Below are 15,976 nucleotides of genomic sequence, written 5' to 3' on the forward strand. Positions count from 1 at the left end.
TATGGCAAACCCAATTTTAACGTTGCAAGGGGTGAGTGCCCATTACGGCCCGATTCAGGCACTGCACAACATCAACCTGCACATCAGTCAGGGTGAAATTGTCACCCTGATTGGGGCTAACGGCGCAGGTAAAACCACGTTGCTTGGCACCCTGTGTGGTGAACCGCGTGCCACCAGTGGCACTATTATCTTTGACGGCAAAGAGATCACCGACTGGCAAACCGCCAAAATCATGCGTGAAGCGATTGCGATTGTGCCGGAAGGCCGCCGCGTGTTTTCCCGGATGACGGTGGAAGAGAACCTGGCGATGGGCGGTTTCTTTGCCACGCGCCAGCAGTATCAGGAGCGCATTGAGCGGGTTTATCAGCTGTTCCCGCGTCTGGCTGAACGTAAAGTGCAGCGCGCGGGCACCATGTCCGGTGGTGAACAGCAGATGCTGGCGATCGGTCGTGCGCTAATGAGTCAGCCGCGTTTGCTGTTACTCGACGAACCTTCTTTAGGTTTAGCGCCGATTATTATTCAGCAGATTTTCGATACGATTGAACAGTTGCGTAAAGAGGGCATGACCATTTTCCTGGTGGAGCAAAACGCTAACCAGGCGCTGAAGCTCGCCGATCGCGGCTACGTGCTGGAGAACGGTCATGTGGTGCTGGAAGACAGTGGTGAAGCGCTGTTGTCCAACGAAGCGGTACGCAGCGCTTACCTCGGCGCCTGACCTGGCTTACTTGCCAGCTTGCGGTTGGGCAGTGCTCGCCATCCTCACGTACTAAGAGTACGTTCCGGTGGCTGCGCGCTGTCCGCCCGCAATCTGGCTGCGCCGCCGACGGTCTGATAAAAGGTGCGGTCTGACTGCAACGCTGGCGGTCTAAACAGTGGCTCTAGTTTGAGATAACTTGTGCCACTTTAAACTTTCTAATACGCGCAATCTCCGTCACATTCCCGTCATAAACCTGTTATTAATCCGTCATTTCCCCGTGTCATGTTACTTCGCGAACAAAAAAATGCGTGATATCGCGCGTACCTAACAGCACAGGAAAAAACTTATGTCCGCTTTTACGCTTCGTCCCCGCCTGATGAGTGTTTTGCTTGGTCTGGCGCTCAGTGGTAACGCGCTGGCTGCCACTGACATTCCTTTCTGGCACTCAATGGAAGGCGAGTTAGGCAAAGAAGTCGATTCTCTGGCACAACGTTTTAACCAGGCTCACCCAGAATACAAAATCGTACCGACTTACAAAGGTAACTACGAGCAGAGCCTGGCAGCGGGTATCGCTGCTGTGCGTACCGGTAAAGCACCGGCGATTCTGCAGGTTTACGAAGTGGGTACGGCGACCATGATGGCTTCAAAAGCTATCGTGCCTGTGCATGACGTGTTCAAAGACGCGGGCGTGCAGATGGATCCAAAACAGTTCGTGCCAGCGGTTGCAGGTTATTACAGCGACAGCAATGGCCAGCTGATCTCTCAGCCGTTCAACAGCTCAACCCCAGTGCTGTACTACAACAAAGATGCCTTCAAGAAAGCCGGTCTGAACCCAGTCCAGCCGCCTAAAACCTGGCAGGAACTGGCAAAAGACGCCGACGCACTGCGTAAAGCGGGCATGACCTGTGGTTACGCCAGCGGCTGGCAGGGTTGGATTCAAATCGAAAACTTCAGCGCCTGGCATGCACTGCCAGTGGCTACCAAAAACAACGGCTTCGATGGCACTGACGCGGTACTGGAGTTCAACAAGCCGGTGCAGGTTCGCCATATCCAGATGCTGGAAGACATGAACAAGAAGGGTGATTTCACCTACTTCGGTCGTAAAGATGAATCCACCGCGAAGTTCTACAACGGCGATTGCGGCATCACCACGGCTTCTTCCGGCTCTCTGGCGGATATCAAGCATTACGCTAAGTTCAACTTCGGCGTCGGCATGATGCCTTATGACTCAACTGTGCCTAACGCACCGCAGAACGCCATCATCGGCGGCGCGAGCCTGTGGGTGATGAAAGGCAAAGATGCCGACACCTACAAGGGCGTAGCAGAGTTCATGAAGTTCCTGGCTCAGCCAGAAATCGCCGCAGAATGGCACCAGAAGACCGGTTACCTGCCAATCACCACTGCTGCATATGAGCTGACCAAGCAACAGGGCTTCTATGACAAGAACCCAGGCGCAGACATCGCCACGCGTCAGATGCTGAACAAAGATCCACTGCCGTTCACCAAAGGCATGCGTCTGGGCAACATGCCACAAATTCGTACCATTGTGGACGAAGAGCTGGAAGGCGTGTGGACGGGCAAACAGGCTCCACAGGCTGCACTGGATAACGCTGTGAAGCGCGGAAACGAACTGCTGCGTCGTTTTGAACAGCAAGTGAAGTAATTCCGTTGTCTCGGGGCTGGCGCATGGCGTCAGCCCCGATTTCTCTTTTGGCGAGTCTGCTATGTCCTCATCACGCCCCGTTTTTCGCTCCCGTTTTTTGCCCTATTTGCTGGTGGCACCACAGCTGGTCATTACTGCTATTTTCTTCCTGTGGCCGGCCGGTGAAGCGCTGTGGTATTCGCTGCAAAGTATCGATCCCTTTGGTATTTCCAACACCTTCGTCGGGCTGGATAACTTCAAACGCCTGTTCAGCGACAGCTATTACCTGGATTCTTTCTGGACCACCATCGAATTCAGCGCACTGGTTACGGTGTGCGGCATGACCTTCTCGCTGCTGCTGGCGGCGCTGGTCGACTACGTGGTGCGTCTGAAAAAACTGTACCAAACGCTATTGCTGCTGCCTTACGCCGTTGCACCGGTGGTCGCTGCCGTGCTGTGGATGTTCCTGTTCAACCCTGGCCTCGGCCTGTTCAGCCATCTGCTGAACCAGATTGGCTATAACTGGAACTACGCGCAAAACAGCGGTCAGGCGATGTTCCTGATCGTGCTGGCATCCATCTGGCAGCAGATGAGCTACAACTTCCTGTTCTTCTTTGCCGCACTGCAGTCGATCCCCAAATCGCTGGTGGAAGCGGCGGCGATTGACGGTGCTGGACCGGTGCGCCGTTTCTTCAATCTGTCACTGCCGCTGATCACCCCGGTGAGTTTCTTCCTGCTGGTCGTCAACCTGGTGTATGCCTTCTTCGACACCTTCCCGGTGATCGATGCCGCGACCGGCGGCGGTCCGGTGCAGGCCACTACCACGCTGATCTACAAAATTTATCGCGAAGGCTTTACCGGTCTGGATCTCTCGTCCTCTGCCGCGCAATCCGTGGTGCTGATGCTGCTGGTGATTGGCCTGACGATCCTGCAATTCCGCTTTGTCGAGCGTAAGGTGCAATACCAATGATTGAGAATCGACGCGGGCTGGACATCTTCAGCCATACCCTGCTGGTGCTCGGTGTCCTGACCATTCTGTTCCCGCTGTACGTGGCGATAGTCGCCGCCACGCTGGATAACGAAGCGGTGTATCAGGTGCCGATGACCTTAGTGCCCGGCACACATCTGTGGGACAACATTTCACGCATCTGGACCCAGGGCGTCAACGGCAGCGGTCCGGCCTTTGGCATGATGATGCTCAACAGCCTGATCATGGCGCTCGGCATTACGGTGGGTAAAATCGCGGTATCGATGCTCTCCGCGTTTGCACTGGTGTGGTTCCGTTTCCCGTTGCGCTCGCTGTTCTTCTGGCTGATCTTCATCACCCTGATGCTGCCGGTAGAAGTGCGTATCTTCCCCACGGTGGAGGTGATTTCCAACCTGCACATGCTGGATAGCTACAGCGGTTTAACCTTGCCGCTGATGGCCTCGGCCACCGCGACCTTCTTGTTCCGCCAGTTCTTTATGTCGCTGCCGGATGAGTTGATTGAGGCGGCGCGTATTGATGGTGCCAGCCCGATGCGCTTCTTCTGGGATATCGTTTTACCGCTGTCAAAGACCAACCTCGCGGCGCTGTTCGTGATCACCTTTATCTACGGCTGGAACCAGTATCTGTGGCCGCTGTTGATCATCAACGATCCCAGTCTCAGCACGGCGGTCGCCGGGGTGAAAAGTATGATCAACACCAGCGGTGGGCCGACGCAGTGGAACGAAGTGATGGCGGCAATGTTATTAACCCTGATCCCACCGGTGGTGGTGGTACTCGTGATGCAACGTGCCTTTGTGCGTGGCCTGGTGGAGAGTGATAAATAAATGGCAGGCGTAACCCTTCAGACCGTCACCAAATCGTATGACGGCAAAAATCAGATCATTCAGCCACTGAATATCACCATCAATGATGGCGAGTTTATGGTGATGGTGGGCCCTTCCGGCTGCGGCAAATCGACGTTGCTGCGCATGGTAGCGGGGCTGGAACGTGTGACTTCCGGCGATATCTATATCGACGACAAGCGCGTCACCAATATGGAACCGAAAGATCGTGGCATCGCCATGGTATTCCAGAACTACGCGCTTTACCCGCATATGACCGTGGGCGAAAACATGGCTTACGGCCTGAAAATTCGCGGCATGGGTAAAGAGCAGATCGATCAACGCGTAATGGAAGCCGCGCGCAGTCTGGAACTGGATCACCTGCTGTCACGTCGTCCGCGTGAGCTTTCCGGTGGACAGCGCCAGCGTGTGGCAATGGGCCGCGCCATCGTGCGTGAACCAGCGGTGTTCCTGTTCGATGAGCCATTGTCGAACCTGGATGCGCGCCTGCGTGTGCAGATGCGTCTTGAGCTGCAACAACTGCACCGTCGCCTGAAAACCACCAGTCTGTATGTGACGCACGATCAGGTAGAAGCCATGACGTTGGCCCAGCGCGTGATGGTGATGAACAAAGGTGTAGTCGAGCAGGTCGGCACGCCGGTGGAAGTGTATGAGCGTCCGGCGAGCCAGTTTGTAGCGTCGTTTATCGGTGCACCGGCAATGAACCTGCTGCCAGGCCAGATCAACAGCGACGGCACGCGCTTTACGCTCGATGCGCTTAATAGCTTGCCATTGGGCGAGAGCAAAGCGAAGTGGGCGAATCGTCCCCTTACGTTGGGCATCCGTCCTGAGCATCTGGTGCTCAGCTCGCAAGCAGCGGGCGGCATTCCATTAGTGGTCGATACGCTGGAGATGCTGGGTGCGGATAATCTCGCGCACGGCCGCATCGGTAATACCCGTCTGGTGGTGCGTTTGCCGCACAGTGAACGTCCGCAATCGGGCAGCACCTTATGGCTGCAACTGCCGCCAGATGCGTTACACTTCTTCGATTCAACCCATGGAAAGCGTCTGGAATGAGTGTAGAAAATTGGCCATACCCACAGATCGTCGCCCATCGCGGCGGCGGTAAACTGGCACCGGAAAATACGCTGGCGGCGATAGATGTCGGTGCGCAGTACGGTCATACCATGATCGAGTTTGATGCCAAGCTGTCGGATGATAAACAGGTGTTCCTGCTGCATGACGATACGCTGGATCGCACCAGCAACGGCTGGGGTGTGGCGGGCGATCTCTCATGGAGTAAGCTATCGCAGCTGGATGCGGGCAGTTGGTACAGCCGTGAGTATGAAGGCGAGCCGCTGGCGCTGCTGCGTGACGTGGCCGATCGCTGCCGCCAGCATCAGATGATGGCGAACGTTGAGATCAAGCCGACCACCGGCAAAGAGGTGGAAACCGGACGCGATGTGGCGTTGGCCGCGCGAGAACTGTGGCAGGGGCAGACCGCGCCACTGTTGTCTTCCTTCTCTTATGAAGCACTGGAAGCGGCAATGCAGGCGGTGCCTGAGTTGCCACGCGGATTGCTATTGGATGAGTGGCGCGAAGATTGGTTGGCGCTGACGAGCGCGCTGGATTGCGTCTCTATCCATCTCAATCACAAACTGCTGGATGCCGAACGCACCGCGCAGCTGAAAGCCGCCGGATTGCATATTTTGGTGTACACGGTGAATCAGCCCGCGCGAGCGCGCGAGCTGCTGAACTGGGGCGTCGATGCCATCTGTACTGACCGCATCGACATTATCGGTCCCGACTTCCGTTAATTCTGGTTTTGCTGCTGGCCCGGCTGTTGCTGAATCATGCGCTGCTGGGCGCTATCCCTTCGCTCCTGCATTTTCCGCTGTAATTCCTGATTCTGCTGCTGCTGATCCTGACGCAGTTTTTGCTGCTGCTGCTGTTGCTGAACCTGCATCTGCGTTTGCATCCGCTGCTGGCTCGGGTTATAGCCGGGTTTAAAAGGCTCATTCGTATTGTTGAGCATGTTCGCCATGCCGCTCAGTGGCAGCAATGCGGCAATCACAATTAGCCATTTCTTCATGGTCTTCCTCCATTAATGCAGCCTGCTGTGTGTGGTTACCGATGATCTGGCAACCAAGGCTGCTGTCATAAGTTTATGCGATGTCACAAAGTCCTGAACCAGGAGTGCGCCGAATTTGGCTTACTGCTACGCTTTTTATCGTGTTTGCAAACACTTGCATCAAAAAATAACAAATGTAAATAATCGCAAAGGAAGATCGCAAATGAGACTAAAGGGCAGCGTGCGTCAGGTTGGCTGGGCATTATTGATGAGTTTTACCGTGGTACAGGGGGCGTTTGCTGCGCCCGCCAGCGCGCCACCGGTGTCATACGGCGTGGACAGTGACACCTTCCATCCGGTGAAGGCGCAGCACGGTATGGTGGCGTCGGTGGATGCGATAGCCACCCAGGTGGGCGTCGATATTCTGAAGCAGGGCGGTAATGCCGTGGATGCGGCCGTTGCAGTGGGCTTCGCATTAGCCGTCACTCATCCACAAGCAGGTAATCTCGGCGGTGGTGGCTTTATGATGCTGCGTACCGCCTCGGGACGCACCACGGCGATCGATTTTCGTGAAATGGCGCCAGCGCGTGCCTCACGCGATATGTTCCTCGATAAGCAGGGTAATGCTGACCCTAAACTGTCGCTCACGTCCCATTTAGCCTCGGGCACACCGGGCACTGTTGCTGGTTTTGCGCTGGCGGCACAAAAATACGGTACGCTGCCGCTGAGTAAACTGCTGGCACCGGCGATTAAACTGGCGCGTGAGGGCATCATCGTTAACGATGCGCTGGCGGACGATTTGGCGACCTACGGCAAAGAGACGTTGATCAATCACGACAACAGCCGGGCGATTTTCTACAAGGCAGACGGCAAGCCGTATCAAAAAGGTGAGCGTCTGGTGCAGAAAAACCTCGCGCACAGCCTGCAACTGATTGCTCAACAAGGGCCGGATGCGTTCTACAAAGGCAAAATTGCCGATGAGATCGCTGGAGAAATGGCACAGCATGGCGGATTGATTGGCAAACCGGACCTGGCCGCCTATCGTGCGGTAGAGCGTAAACCGGTCAGCGGCACCTATCGCGGCTATGAAGTGTTCTCAATGCCGCCACCGTCTTCAGGTGGGATTCACATCGTGCAGATCCTGAATATCCTCGAAAACTTTGATCTGGCGAAGTGGGGCTTTGGCAGTGCGGACGCTATGCAGGTGATGGCGGAAGCGGAAAAATACGCTTATGCCGACCGCTCGGAATACCTTGGCGATCCTGATTTCGTCAAAGTGCCGCAGCAGGCGTTGACCAGCAAAGCCTACGCCAAAACCCTGGCGCAGCAGATTGACGTCAACAAAGCGCGTCCTTCCAGCGAAATCAAACCGGGTAAGCTTGAGCCGTACGAAAGTAATCAAACCACCCACTTCTCGGTGGTGGATAAAGACGGTAATGCGGTCGCCGTGACCTACACGCTGAATACCTATTTCGGTAGCGGCATTGTCGCCGGGCAGAGCGGTATCCTGATGAACAACGAAATGGATGACTTCTCCGCTAAGCCGGGCACACCAAACGTGTATGGTTTAGTGGGCGGCGAGGCGAATGCGGTGCAACCGGCTAAACGTCCATTGTCATCGATGTCACCGACTATCATTGCCAAAGACGGCAAAACCTGGCTGGTGACGGGCAGCCCTGGTGGCAGCCGTATCATCACCACCGTACTGCAAATGGTGGTGAACAGCATCGATTTTGGTATGAACGTGGCGGAAGCCACCAATGCGCCGCGTTTCCACCATCAGTGGTTGCCGGATCAGTTGCGCGTGGAGAAAGGCTTTAGCCCGGATACGCTGCGTTTGCTGGAAGCTAAAGGTCAGCATGTCAAAGTGATGCCCGCGATGGGCAGCACGCAGAGCATTATGATTGGGCCGGACGGCATGCGTTACGGTGCTTCGGATCCGCGCTCGGTGGATGATTTGAGTGCCGGGTATTAATTTAGCGTAATAAAGTGCGCCGCTACCGCCTCAGTACGAGTTGTAGCGGCGCGATTCATCGCGCAAGTTATTTCAATCGCGCCATGTAATGCGTATCAATCATCTCGCCGTCGCGCATGGCAAAACGCTTCGCCGTCCCTTCGATCTCAAAGCCAAACTTCTGATAAAGACCCATCGCTTTATGGTTATCAGCGAACACGGTTAACTCGATTCGTGTCACTTGTAGCCAGTTGTCACACAGGTCAATCATTGCGGCCATCAGCGCCGAGCCTACGCCGCGACGGTGAAAGGCGGGATCAACGCCCATGCCAAAGGTAGCGGCATGGCGACGTCGTGCGACAGATTGCACTTCTAGCGTGATTTGCCCAGCCAGTTGATCGTCAATCATTGCCACTAGCATATGCACACCCGGACGTGGATTGCTAAGGCGTTCCTGCCATAGCGTGGGTGACTGGTGTGGCAGTTGCAATGTATTCGCCTGCGTCTCCGGTTGGCTGTAGAGACGTGTTAGTGCAGCAGCATCTTCTGGGATTACGTGGCGAATGACGATCTGACTCATAAAGCGACTCCTTGTGCAAAGTGAATAAAATCCCCTTTAACATCAAGGAATTCTCACGATGCGTCAATCGAAAATAATTCTCAAAAGGGGTTTACAGACGCGAATGATAATGATTATTATTGTCATGCGGACCGGGAACGTCTCCTGACTACCGGGTAAGCACGACATTGCTCACATTGCTTCCAGTGTTTCTTAGCCAGCTCGGGTGCTGGCTTTTTTTTGCCTGCTATTTGCCTCTTTCATCTCCCTTGTCCGATCACCGTCAAAACGTTCAGCATTTTTGAACAGAGGCGTGAAGTTTTTCAGCTATCAATCAATCTCTCTCAGGAACACACTGTAAAAAACATTGAGGAGAATTGAACATGATCTACGTACGCAAAGCAGAGCAACGCGGTCACGCCAATCACGGTTGGCTCGATAGCTGGCACACGTTTTCTTTCGCCGATTATTACGATGCCAACTTTATGGGCTTCTCGGCCTTACGCGTTATCAATGAAGACGTGATTGATGGCGGCCAGGGTTTTGGTACCCATCCGCATAAAGACATGGAAATCCTGACCTATGTGTTGTCTGGCACCGTGGAACATCAAGACAGCATGGGCAACAAAGAGCAGATCCCGGCAGGTGAGTTCCAGATCATGAGCGCCGGTACTGGCGTGCGCCATTCAGAGTACAACGCCAGTGACAAAGATCCGCTGCATCTGTATCAGATCTGGATCATTCCAGAGCGCAAAGGCATTGAGCCACGCTATGCGCAGCGCCGCTTCGAGGATGTGAAAGGTCGCCAGTTTGTCCTGTCACCGGATGAGCGTGAAGGATCGCTGAAAGTGTTCCAGGACATGACCCTGTCGCGCTGGGTGTTTGCCGAAGGCGAAACTGACGCGGTGGCGGTTGAAGCGGGACGTCGTGTGTGGATTCAGGTGGTGAAAGGCCTGGTGAGCGTAAACGGCGAACAGGTCGGCACCAGTGATGCGCTGGCGATCTGGGATGAAAGCGCGCTGAGCATCACCGCTGACAGCGATGCAGAGATTCTGCTGTTTGATCTGCCGCCGGTGTAACGGCATGCCGATGAAACCTATTGGGTCGCCATTAATGGCGACCTTACTTTTTTTGTCGCGTTGTCCGCAGGCTGCGCATTGAAGCGGGTTAAGTCAGCGGGTGAATCCTCGGTTTTCCGCAAAGCCTGAAATTGACAAAAAAATGATAGACTCATCGTATCTCTGACCTCAGGCGCATACGATGAAGAAAAAAAGGCCGGTACTACAGGACGTTGCCGATCGCGTCGGCATCACAAAAATGACCGTCAGTCGCTACCTGCGAAACCCCGATCAGGTCTCTGCGGCGCTGCGCGATAAGATCGCCGTCGCACTGGATGAACTCGGTTATATCCCCAATCGTGCCCCCGATATGCTCTCTAATGCGACCAGTCGCGCTATCGGCGTACTGTTGCCCTCGCTCACCAACCAGGTGTTCGCCGATGTGTTACGCGGTATTGAAACCGTGACGGATGAGGCCGGTTATCAAACGCTGGTGGCGCACTTTGGCTATAACGCTGATAAAGAGGAGCTACAGCTGCGTTCGTTACTGGGCTGGAACATCGATGGCGTTATCCTGACCGAACGCACCCACACGCCCGGCACGCTGCGCATGCTGGAAGTGGCCGGCATTCCGGTGATTGAGATGATGGATTCGGTGACGCCGTGCCTCGATATGGCGGTGGGCTTCGATAACGTCGAAGCGGCGCGCCAGATGACGCATGCTATTCTGAAAAAAGGCCACCGCCACACCGTTTACCTTGGCGCGCGTCTGGATGAACGTACTCTGCAAAAACAGCAGGGCTACGAAAAGGCGATGCGTGAAGCCGGGCTCACCCCGCACAGTGTGATGATGGAAGATGCTTCCTCCTTTAGTGCCGGCGCGCAGCTGCTGCGTGAGGCGCAGAAACGCTATCCCGAAACCGACAGCCTGTTTTGTACCAACGATGACCTGGCGGTCGGCGCGATGTTTGAGTGCCAGCGTCAGGGGTTAAACGTACCTGAGCAAATGGCGATTGCCGGATTCCACGGCCACGATATTACGCAGGTGGTGACGCCGCGCCTGGCCACGGTGCTGACCCCGCGTGAGCGCATGGGACGCGAATCGGCTGCGATGCTGCTGGCGCGCATCGGCGGCGACCGCAGCGTGACCGAGCCGCTGGATGTCGGGTTTGAAATTGCAGAAGGTGGCAGCATCTGATTTTGGCGATTATTTGAGTCAGTTCACACTTTCGTGCTTTTCCACCTAACAAGGGTTGCCAGTCCCGCAGTGGGCTCCGACAATGATAATCAAATTTGTTATCGGTAACATTGGCAGTCAACCTGCCGGAGCGCAAAACCATGACCACGCCATCTCCATCGCACCACGTCTTTATCCTGATGGGCGTTTCCGGCAGCGGAAAGTCTGCCGTCGCTAATCAGGTTTCTCATCAGTTGAGCACGGCATTTCTGGATGGCGATTTCCTGCATCCGCGTAGCAACATCATGAAAATGGCCGACGGTCATCCGCTGGATGATAACGATCGCCAGCCGTGGCTGCAGGCGCTGAATGATGCCGCCTTCGCCATGCAGCGCACCCAGGCTATTTCGATTATCGTCTGCTCTGCGCTGAAAAAGTCCTACCGCGACATCCTGCGACAGGGCAACCAAAACCTGAAATTCATCTATCTGAAGGGCGATTTCGAAACCATCGAATCGCGTCTGAAAGCACGTAAAGGTCACTTCTTTAAGCCGCAGATGCTGGTGACGCAGTTTGAGACCTTGCAAGAGCCTGGGGCTGACGAGCCCGATGTACTGGTGGTTGATATCAATCATTCACTGGATGAAGTCGTTGCGGCCACGGTTGCGACCATTGAGGAAGCAACCAACAAGGGTTAGTAATGAGTACCGCAACGCTGGTGTTAACCGCAGCAGGCTCCGTCCTGCTGCTGCTGTTTTTGGTGATGAAAGCGCGTATGCACGCCTTTGTCGCCCTGATGTTAGTCTCAATTGGTGCCGGTCTGTTCTCTGGCATGCCACTGGATAAAATTGCTGACACCATGCAAAAAGGCATGGGCGGAACGCTCGGATTTCTCGCCATCGTGGTGGCATTAGGCGCGATGTTCGGCAAAATCCTGCATGAAACCGGCGCAGTCGATCAAATCGCTATCCGCATGCTGAAAGCCTTTGGTGAAAACCGGGCGCACTACGCGATGGGGATTGCCGGGCTGATCTGCGCGCTGCCGCTGTTCTTTGAAGTAGCGGTGGTCTTGCTGATCAGCATCGCCTTTGCCGTGGCGCGTCGTACCCATGGCAACTTAGTGAAGTTGGTCATTCCACTGTTTGCTGGTGTGGCGGCCTCTGCGGCGTTTCTGCTGCCGGGGCCGGCCCCGATGCTGCTGGCTTCCCAGATGCACGCGGACTTTGGCTGGATGATCCTGCTGGGCCTGTGTGCAGCGATTCCCGGTATGCTCATTGCGGGTCCGCTGTTTGGCAATTTTATTGCCCGCCATGTCAGTTTCAGTGCGCCGCCGGAAGATCATCAGCCAGAAGTGGAAGAGGGTAAGCTGCCGTCGTTTGGCTTCAGCCTGGCACTGATCCTGTTCCCGCTGCTGCTGGTGGGCCTGAAAACCATCGGGGCGCGCTTCACCACACCGGATTCACGTCTCTACGAGTGGCTGGAGTTTATCGGCCATCCGTTTACGGCGATCCTGCTGGCGTGTCTGGTAGCGATTTACGGTCTGGCCTATCGCCAGGGAATGGACAAAGAGAAGGTGATGCAGGTATGTGGCAGTGCGCTGCAACCGGCAGGCATTATTCTGCTGGTGATCGGTGCGGGCGGTGTGTTCAAGCAGGTGCTGGTGGATTCTGGCGTCGGCCCGGTATTGGGTCACGCGCTCACTGGCGCCGGGATGCCGATTGCGCTGGCGTGCTTCATCCTTTCCGGTGCGATCCGTGTGATTCAGGGATCGGCGACCGTGGCCTGTCTGACGACCGTGGGCCTGGTGATGCCAGTGATTGAACCGCTGCACTACAGCGGCGCGCAGTTGGCGGCGCTGTCGATCTGCATCGGGGGTGGCTCCATCATTATTAGTCACGTCAACGATGCCGGTTTCTGGCTGTTTGGCCGCTTCACCGGTGCAACGGAAGGTGAAACGCTGAAAACCTGGACGCTGATGGAAACCATTCTGGGTACCACCGGTGCCATTGTCGGGATGATCGCGTTCACTCTGCTGTCGTAAGAATTTTTAGGTGCGCCGCAATGCGCACCCTATAAAATTCACCTATCCGCACGGCAGGTTGCCATTGATGGCGACCTGACCGAATAGCACAGCCGATTGGTCGCGCATGTATGACGATGTGGCTGCATCCCGCAGCCGTTGATCATCGCAGTCATTCCAGGCTGTTCGTTAATCCTCATCCCGCTCATCATCCGGCTGATCCAGCACCGTATACGCCACCGCACAGAACAGCGAGTTCAGACGCTTCATATCTCCCAGCAACCCTAGATGCAGGGAGCTGGTTTCGATGCTCTGCACATTCTTCTGATGCAGGCGCTCGACGTGAGCGTGTGAGAAACGGCGAATCAGGATGCGAAAACGGTGTTTGGAGCGGCGTAGTCGGCGCGCGCTGGGGATATCTTTCGACAGAAACACCGACAAACTGAGGCGCAGATTGTTGAGTACCTGCTCCTGCAATGTGTTCAGCTCTTCCAGCCCTTCGGGGGAAAATGCCCGACGGGCGTTCAGCGATTTCACCGCCACGTCCGCACACATGCGTTCAATGATATCGCCCGCCTGCTCAAGGTTGAGTGCCATCTCGATGACCTCGGCCCAGCGGCGCGAATCCTCCTCGGCCAAATCCTCTTTCGGCATGCGCGCCAGATAGAGTTTGATGGCGGTATACAGCACATCGACATCATCATCCAGACGCCGCACCGCGCGCTCTTCACGCAGTTCGCCATGCACCACTTTATTGAAGGACTCCATCATATGTTCAACAACATCGCCGATACGCAGGGTTTCCCGCGCCGCATTGGCCAATGCCAGCGCAGGGGTATCCAGCGCGCTGCGGTCGAGATGTTTAGGGCGGAGATGCGCATCGGTTTCCGGCTCGTCGGAGATCATACGACGGCACAAGCGCGCCATCGGTTCGGCGAATGGCACCATAATCAGGCAGCGAACCAGGTTGTAGAACACGTGGAAGAAGATCACCAACTCCTCATCATCCACTGGCATTTTATCAAGGATATCGGCGATGTAATTCACCAACGGCAAAATCGCCAGACTGCCGATGAGCTTGAACAGCAGGCTGCCCAGCGCCACGCGTTTTCCCGCAGCATTTGAGCCACTGGCGTTAATCATCGCTAGTAAACCACTGCCGAGGTTGGCACCAATCACCAGACAGAGCGCCACTTTGAAGGAAATCACATCCGCTGCCGTCAGTGTAGCGGTGATCAGCACCGCCGCGAGGCTGGAATAACTGATGATGGCGAATACCGCGCCAATCAGTGCATCCAGCATGACATCGCCGGTTAGCGTGGAGAACAGCACCTGCAAGCCCGCCGCCTGGGTAATGGGTTTAGCAGCGGCCACGATCAACTGTAGCGCTAACAGAATTAAGCCAAGGCCAATGGCAGCTCGACCCATTTGTCCGGCCCGCGTCTGCTTACGGCTGAGGAAGAACACCACACCAAAGAAGATGAAGAGCGGCGATAGCCAGGAGAGATCGAAGGTCAGGATACGCGCCATGATGGCGGTACCGACATCGGCACCGAGCACCACCACCAGCGCAGGCGTCAGACTCACCAGATTCTGTGCGACAAACGAGGTGACGAGCAGGGTGGTGGCATTGCTGCTCTGCACCAGCGCGGTGACGCCAATCCCGGCGAGAAACGCCATTGGCTTCTTTTCCACGCTGCGGCTGAGCACCCGGCGCAAATCGGCGCCGTACACGCGCATGATGCCGGTGCGCACAATGTGCGTGCCCCATACCAGCAGGGCCACGGCGGACAAGAGATTGAGCAGGGTCAACACGTCGGGCGGTTCCTTATCCTCAGACTTACATTGCACCAACTGCAAGCCTGTGGGTGAGTACCGAGGTGTCGGGCGCACCGAAGTGCGGCCATGGGCAGCCTAAAGGCCGCCGCGACAACGATTAACAGGCTGCATTAACGCTGAATACTGCCGCGTTGCGTTGCCAATTTCTCTTTAAATTTAAGCAACCTGGCGCAACGTCGACATCTCTAACTGTAGACCAATTTGCATGCCAGCAGGGTGCAAATCCGCCACGCTGCGATTCAGCACATCCACTGACAATTCAACCCCATGCGCCAGTACACGATAACGAATCACGTTACCCAGCAGGCTGTGACTGAGGATAGTGGCCGGAATGCCATCCTGCGGTGCACTCAAGCGGATTGACTCAGGTCGAATCGCTACCTGACCCGTAAATGTCTGGCCGGTGAGCTGCGTTGCCTGTTCCGCACTCAGCAGGTTGTAGTTGCCGATAAACCCGGCGGCAAACAGGTCGGCTGGCTGCGTGTAGAGGGCTTCAGCGTTGCCGTTTTGCACGATCTTGCCACGGTTCATCAGTACGATGCGATCCGACAGCGTCAGCGCCTCTTCCTGATCGTGGGTAACGAAAATGGTAGTGAGCTTTAGCTCCTGCTGAATGTTGCGGATCTGTTCACGCAGATGGCGCCGGATGCGCGCGTCCAGTGCGGAGAGCGGCTCATCCAGCAACAGCAAACGAGGGCGCGTCACCAGCGAGCGCGCTAAGGCAACACGCTGGCATTGTCCGCCAGAAAGCTGGTGCGGATAACGGCGGGCGAAATCGGTCAGCTCGACCAGTGCCAGCGCTTCCATTACCCGTTTCTGAATATCGCCGCCTGGCAGTTTCTGCATTTTCAGGCCAAACGCCACATTCTTCTCCACCGTCATGTTGGGGAACAGCGCGTAGCTCTGGAACACCATGCCAATGGTGCGTTTCTGCGGCGGCAGCGGCACGATATCCTGGCCCTGCAGCAGAATTTTGCCGCTGTCGACATCGGTCAAACCGGCGATGCAGCGCAGCAGCGTTGATTTGCCGCAGCCGCTCGGGCCGAGCAGGGTAACAAACTCACCTTCATCGGCGCTGAAATCGATATTTTCAAAGATGCTGGTGGGGCCGTAGCTTTTGTTCAGCTGGGTGACGTTCAGATAACTCATG

15 protein-coding genes are annotated in these 15,976 nt (G+C 55.8%); 11 read left to right on the top strand and 4 right to left on the bottom strand.

Going from position 1 to position 15,976, the window contains the following annotated elements:
* Position 1: 1 nt before the first annotated feature.
* The 6 genes from livF to ugpQ all read left to right on the top strand — a co-directional run bounded on the left by livF (position 2) and on the right by ugpQ (position 5,965).
* Positions 2-715 carry a high-affinity branched-chain amino acid ABC transporter ATP-binding protein LivF gene (gene livF, locus AC6I8L_RS01510; protein WP_034827030.1) on the top strand — a complete coding sequence of 238 codons (714 nt, stop codon included), beginning with the start codon at positions 2-4 and terminating at the stop codon, positions 713-715.
* Positions 716-1,043: 328 nt separating this feature from the next.
* A complete protein-coding gene (gene ugpB, locus AC6I8L_RS01515; RefSeq protein ID WP_058960049.1) occupies positions 1,044-2,360 on the top strand; it encodes a sn-glycerol-3-phosphate ABC transporter substrate-binding protein UgpB in 1,317 nt (438 codons plus the stop codon).
* 61 nt (positions 2,361-2,421) lie between these two features.
* The gene (ugpA, locus tag AC6I8L_RS01520; RefSeq protein WP_058960050.1) at positions 2,422-3,309 is read left to right on the top strand and encodes a sn-glycerol-3-phosphate ABC transporter permease UgpA; all 888 of its coding nucleotides are present in this window, start codon (positions 2,422-2,424) and stop codon (positions 3,307-3,309) included.
* A complete protein-coding gene (gene ugpE, locus AC6I8L_RS01525) occupies positions 3,306-4,151 on the top strand; it encodes a sn-glycerol-3-phosphate ABC transporter permease UgpE (protein ID WP_034827014.1) in 846 nt (281 codons plus the stop codon). Before ugpA ends, ugpE begins: the two co-directional genes overlap by 4 nt.
* Positions 4,152-5,225 carry a sn-glycerol-3-phosphate import ATP-binding protein UgpC gene (locus tag AC6I8L_RS01530; protein WP_058960051.1) on the top strand — a complete coding sequence of 358 codons (1,074 nt, stop codon included), beginning with the start codon at positions 4,152-4,154 and terminating at the stop codon, positions 5,223-5,225.
* Positions 5,222-5,965, top strand: coding sequence for a glycerophosphodiester phosphodiesterase (ugpQ, locus tag AC6I8L_RS01535; RefSeq protein WP_058960052.1), 744 nt, complete (start codon positions 5,222-5,224; stop codon positions 5,963-5,965). The genes AC6I8L_RS01530 and ugpQ overlap by 4 nt, the downstream gene beginning before the upstream one ends.
* Here the strand turns inward: ugpQ and AC6I8L_RS01540 are convergent.
* Positions 5,962-6,240 carry a DUF2756 domain-containing protein gene (locus AC6I8L_RS01540; protein WP_058960053.1) on the bottom strand — a complete coding sequence of 93 codons (279 nt, stop codon included), beginning with the start codon at positions 6,238-6,240 and terminating at the stop codon, positions 5,962-5,964. The genes ugpQ and AC6I8L_RS01540 overlap by 4 nt on opposite strands.
* A 202-nt stretch (positions 6,241-6,442) precedes the next feature.
* On the opposite strand from AC6I8L_RS01540, the gene ggt reads away from it, so the two are divergent.
* On the top strand, positions 6,443-8,194 hold the full coding sequence (ggt, locus tag AC6I8L_RS01545; protein ID WP_058960054.1) for a gamma-glutamyltransferase: 1,752 nt from the start codon (positions 6,443-6,445) through the stop codon (positions 8,192-8,194).
* A gap of 67 nt (positions 8,195-8,261) precedes the next feature.
* On the opposite strand, the gene AC6I8L_RS01550 is transcribed toward ggt, so the two are convergent.
* On the bottom strand, positions 8,262-8,753 hold the full coding sequence (locus AC6I8L_RS01550; RefSeq protein ID WP_058960055.1) for a GNAT family N-acetyltransferase: 492 nt from the start codon (positions 8,751-8,753) through the stop codon (positions 8,262-8,264).
* A 362-nt stretch (positions 8,754-9,115) separates the two neighbouring features.
* Here AC6I8L_RS01550 and AC6I8L_RS01555 point away from each other — a divergent pair, with 362 nt between their 5' ends.
* From AC6I8L_RS01555 to gntU, 4 genes are all read left to right on the top strand, one after another.
* Complete coding sequence (locus AC6I8L_RS01555; protein WP_058960056.1) at positions 9,116-9,811, top strand: pirin family protein; 696 nt, start codon at positions 9,116-9,118, stop codon at positions 9,809-9,811.
* Between the two features lie 181 nt (positions 9,812-9,992).
* Positions 9,993-10,988, top strand: coding sequence for a gluconate operon transcriptional repressor GntR (gene gntR, locus AC6I8L_RS01560; RefSeq protein ID WP_479397949.1), 996 nt, complete (start codon positions 9,993-9,995; stop codon positions 10,986-10,988).
* A gap of 140 nt (positions 10,989-11,128) precedes the next feature.
* On the top strand, positions 11,129-11,665 hold the full coding sequence (gene gntK, locus AC6I8L_RS01565) for a gluconokinase (protein ID WP_034826988.1): 537 nt from the start codon (positions 11,129-11,131) through the stop codon (positions 11,663-11,665).
* A 2-nt stretch (positions 11,666-11,667) separates the two neighbouring features.
* Positions 11,668-13,008 carry a gluconate transporter gene (gene gntU / locus AC6I8L_RS01570; RefSeq protein WP_034826986.1) on the top strand — a complete coding sequence of 447 codons (1,341 nt, stop codon included), beginning with the start codon at positions 11,668-11,670 and terminating at the stop codon, positions 13,006-13,008.
* Between the two features lie 168 nt (positions 13,009-13,176).
* On the opposite strand, the gene AC6I8L_RS01575 is transcribed toward gntU, so the two are convergent.
* Positions 13,177-14,802, bottom strand: coding sequence for a Na/Pi cotransporter family protein (locus AC6I8L_RS01575; RefSeq protein ID WP_058960058.1), 1,626 nt, complete (start codon positions 14,800-14,802; stop codon positions 13,177-13,179).
* Positions 14,803-14,982: 180 nt separating this feature from the next.
* On the bottom strand, positions 14,983-15,975 hold the full coding sequence (locus tag AC6I8L_RS01580; protein WP_058960059.1) for an ABC transporter ATP-binding protein: 993 nt from the start codon (positions 15,973-15,975) through the stop codon (positions 14,983-14,985).
* Position 15,976: the final 1 nt, after the last annotated feature.

This window comes from Type-E symbiont of Plautia stali (assembly GCF_059731115.1).

What these genes read in the sequence shown, in the direction of transcription:
- livF (WP_034827030.1), top strand. Translation starts at nt 2, where the DNA reads ATGGCAAACCCAATTTTAACGTTGCAAGGGGTGAGTGCCCATTACGGC.
- ugpB (WP_058960049.1), top strand. Translation starts at nt 1,044, where the DNA reads ATGTCCGCTTTTACGCTTCGTCCCCGCCTGATGAGTGTTTTGCTTGGT.
- ugpA (WP_058960050.1), top strand. Translation starts at nt 2,422, where the DNA reads ATGTCCTCATCACGCCCCGTTTTTCGCTCCCGTTTTTTGCCCTATTTG.
- ugpE (WP_034827014.1), top strand. Translation starts at nt 3,306, where the DNA reads ATGATTGAGAATCGACGCGGGCTGGACATCTTCAGCCATACCCTGCTG.
- AC6I8L_RS01530 (WP_058960051.1), top strand. Translation starts at nt 4,152, where the DNA reads ATGGCAGGCGTAACCCTTCAGACCGTCACCAAATCGTATGACGGCAAA.
- ugpQ (WP_058960052.1), top strand. Translation starts at nt 5,222, where the DNA reads ATGAGTGTAGAAAATTGGCCATACCCACAGATCGTCGCCCATCGCGGC.
- AC6I8L_RS01540 (WP_058960053.1), bottom strand. Translation starts at nt 6,240, where the DNA reads ATGAAGAAATGGCTAATTGTGATTGCCGCATTGCTGCCACTGAGCGGC.
- ggt (WP_058960054.1), top strand. Translation starts at nt 6,443, where the DNA reads ATGAGACTAAAGGGCAGCGTGCGTCAGGTTGGCTGGGCATTATTGATG.
- AC6I8L_RS01550 (WP_058960055.1), bottom strand. Translation starts at nt 8,753, where the DNA reads ATGAGTCAGATCGTCATTCGCCACGTAATCCCAGAAGATGCTGCTGCA.
- AC6I8L_RS01555 (WP_058960056.1), top strand. Translation starts at nt 9,116, where the DNA reads ATGATCTACGTACGCAAAGCAGAGCAACGCGGTCACGCCAATCACGGT.
- gntR (WP_479397949.1), top strand. Translation starts at nt 9,993, where the DNA reads ATGAAGAAAAAAAGGCCGGTACTACAGGACGTTGCCGATCGCGTCGGC.
- gntK (WP_034826988.1), top strand. Translation starts at nt 11,129, where the DNA reads ATGACCACGCCATCTCCATCGCACCACGTCTTTATCCTGATGGGCGTT.
- gntU (WP_034826986.1), top strand. Translation starts at nt 11,668, where the DNA reads ATGAGTACCGCAACGCTGGTGTTAACCGCAGCAGGCTCCGTCCTGCTG.
- AC6I8L_RS01580 (WP_058960059.1), bottom strand. Translation starts at nt 15,975, where the DNA reads ATGAGTTATCTGAACGTCACCCAGCTGAACAAAAGCTACGGCCCCACC.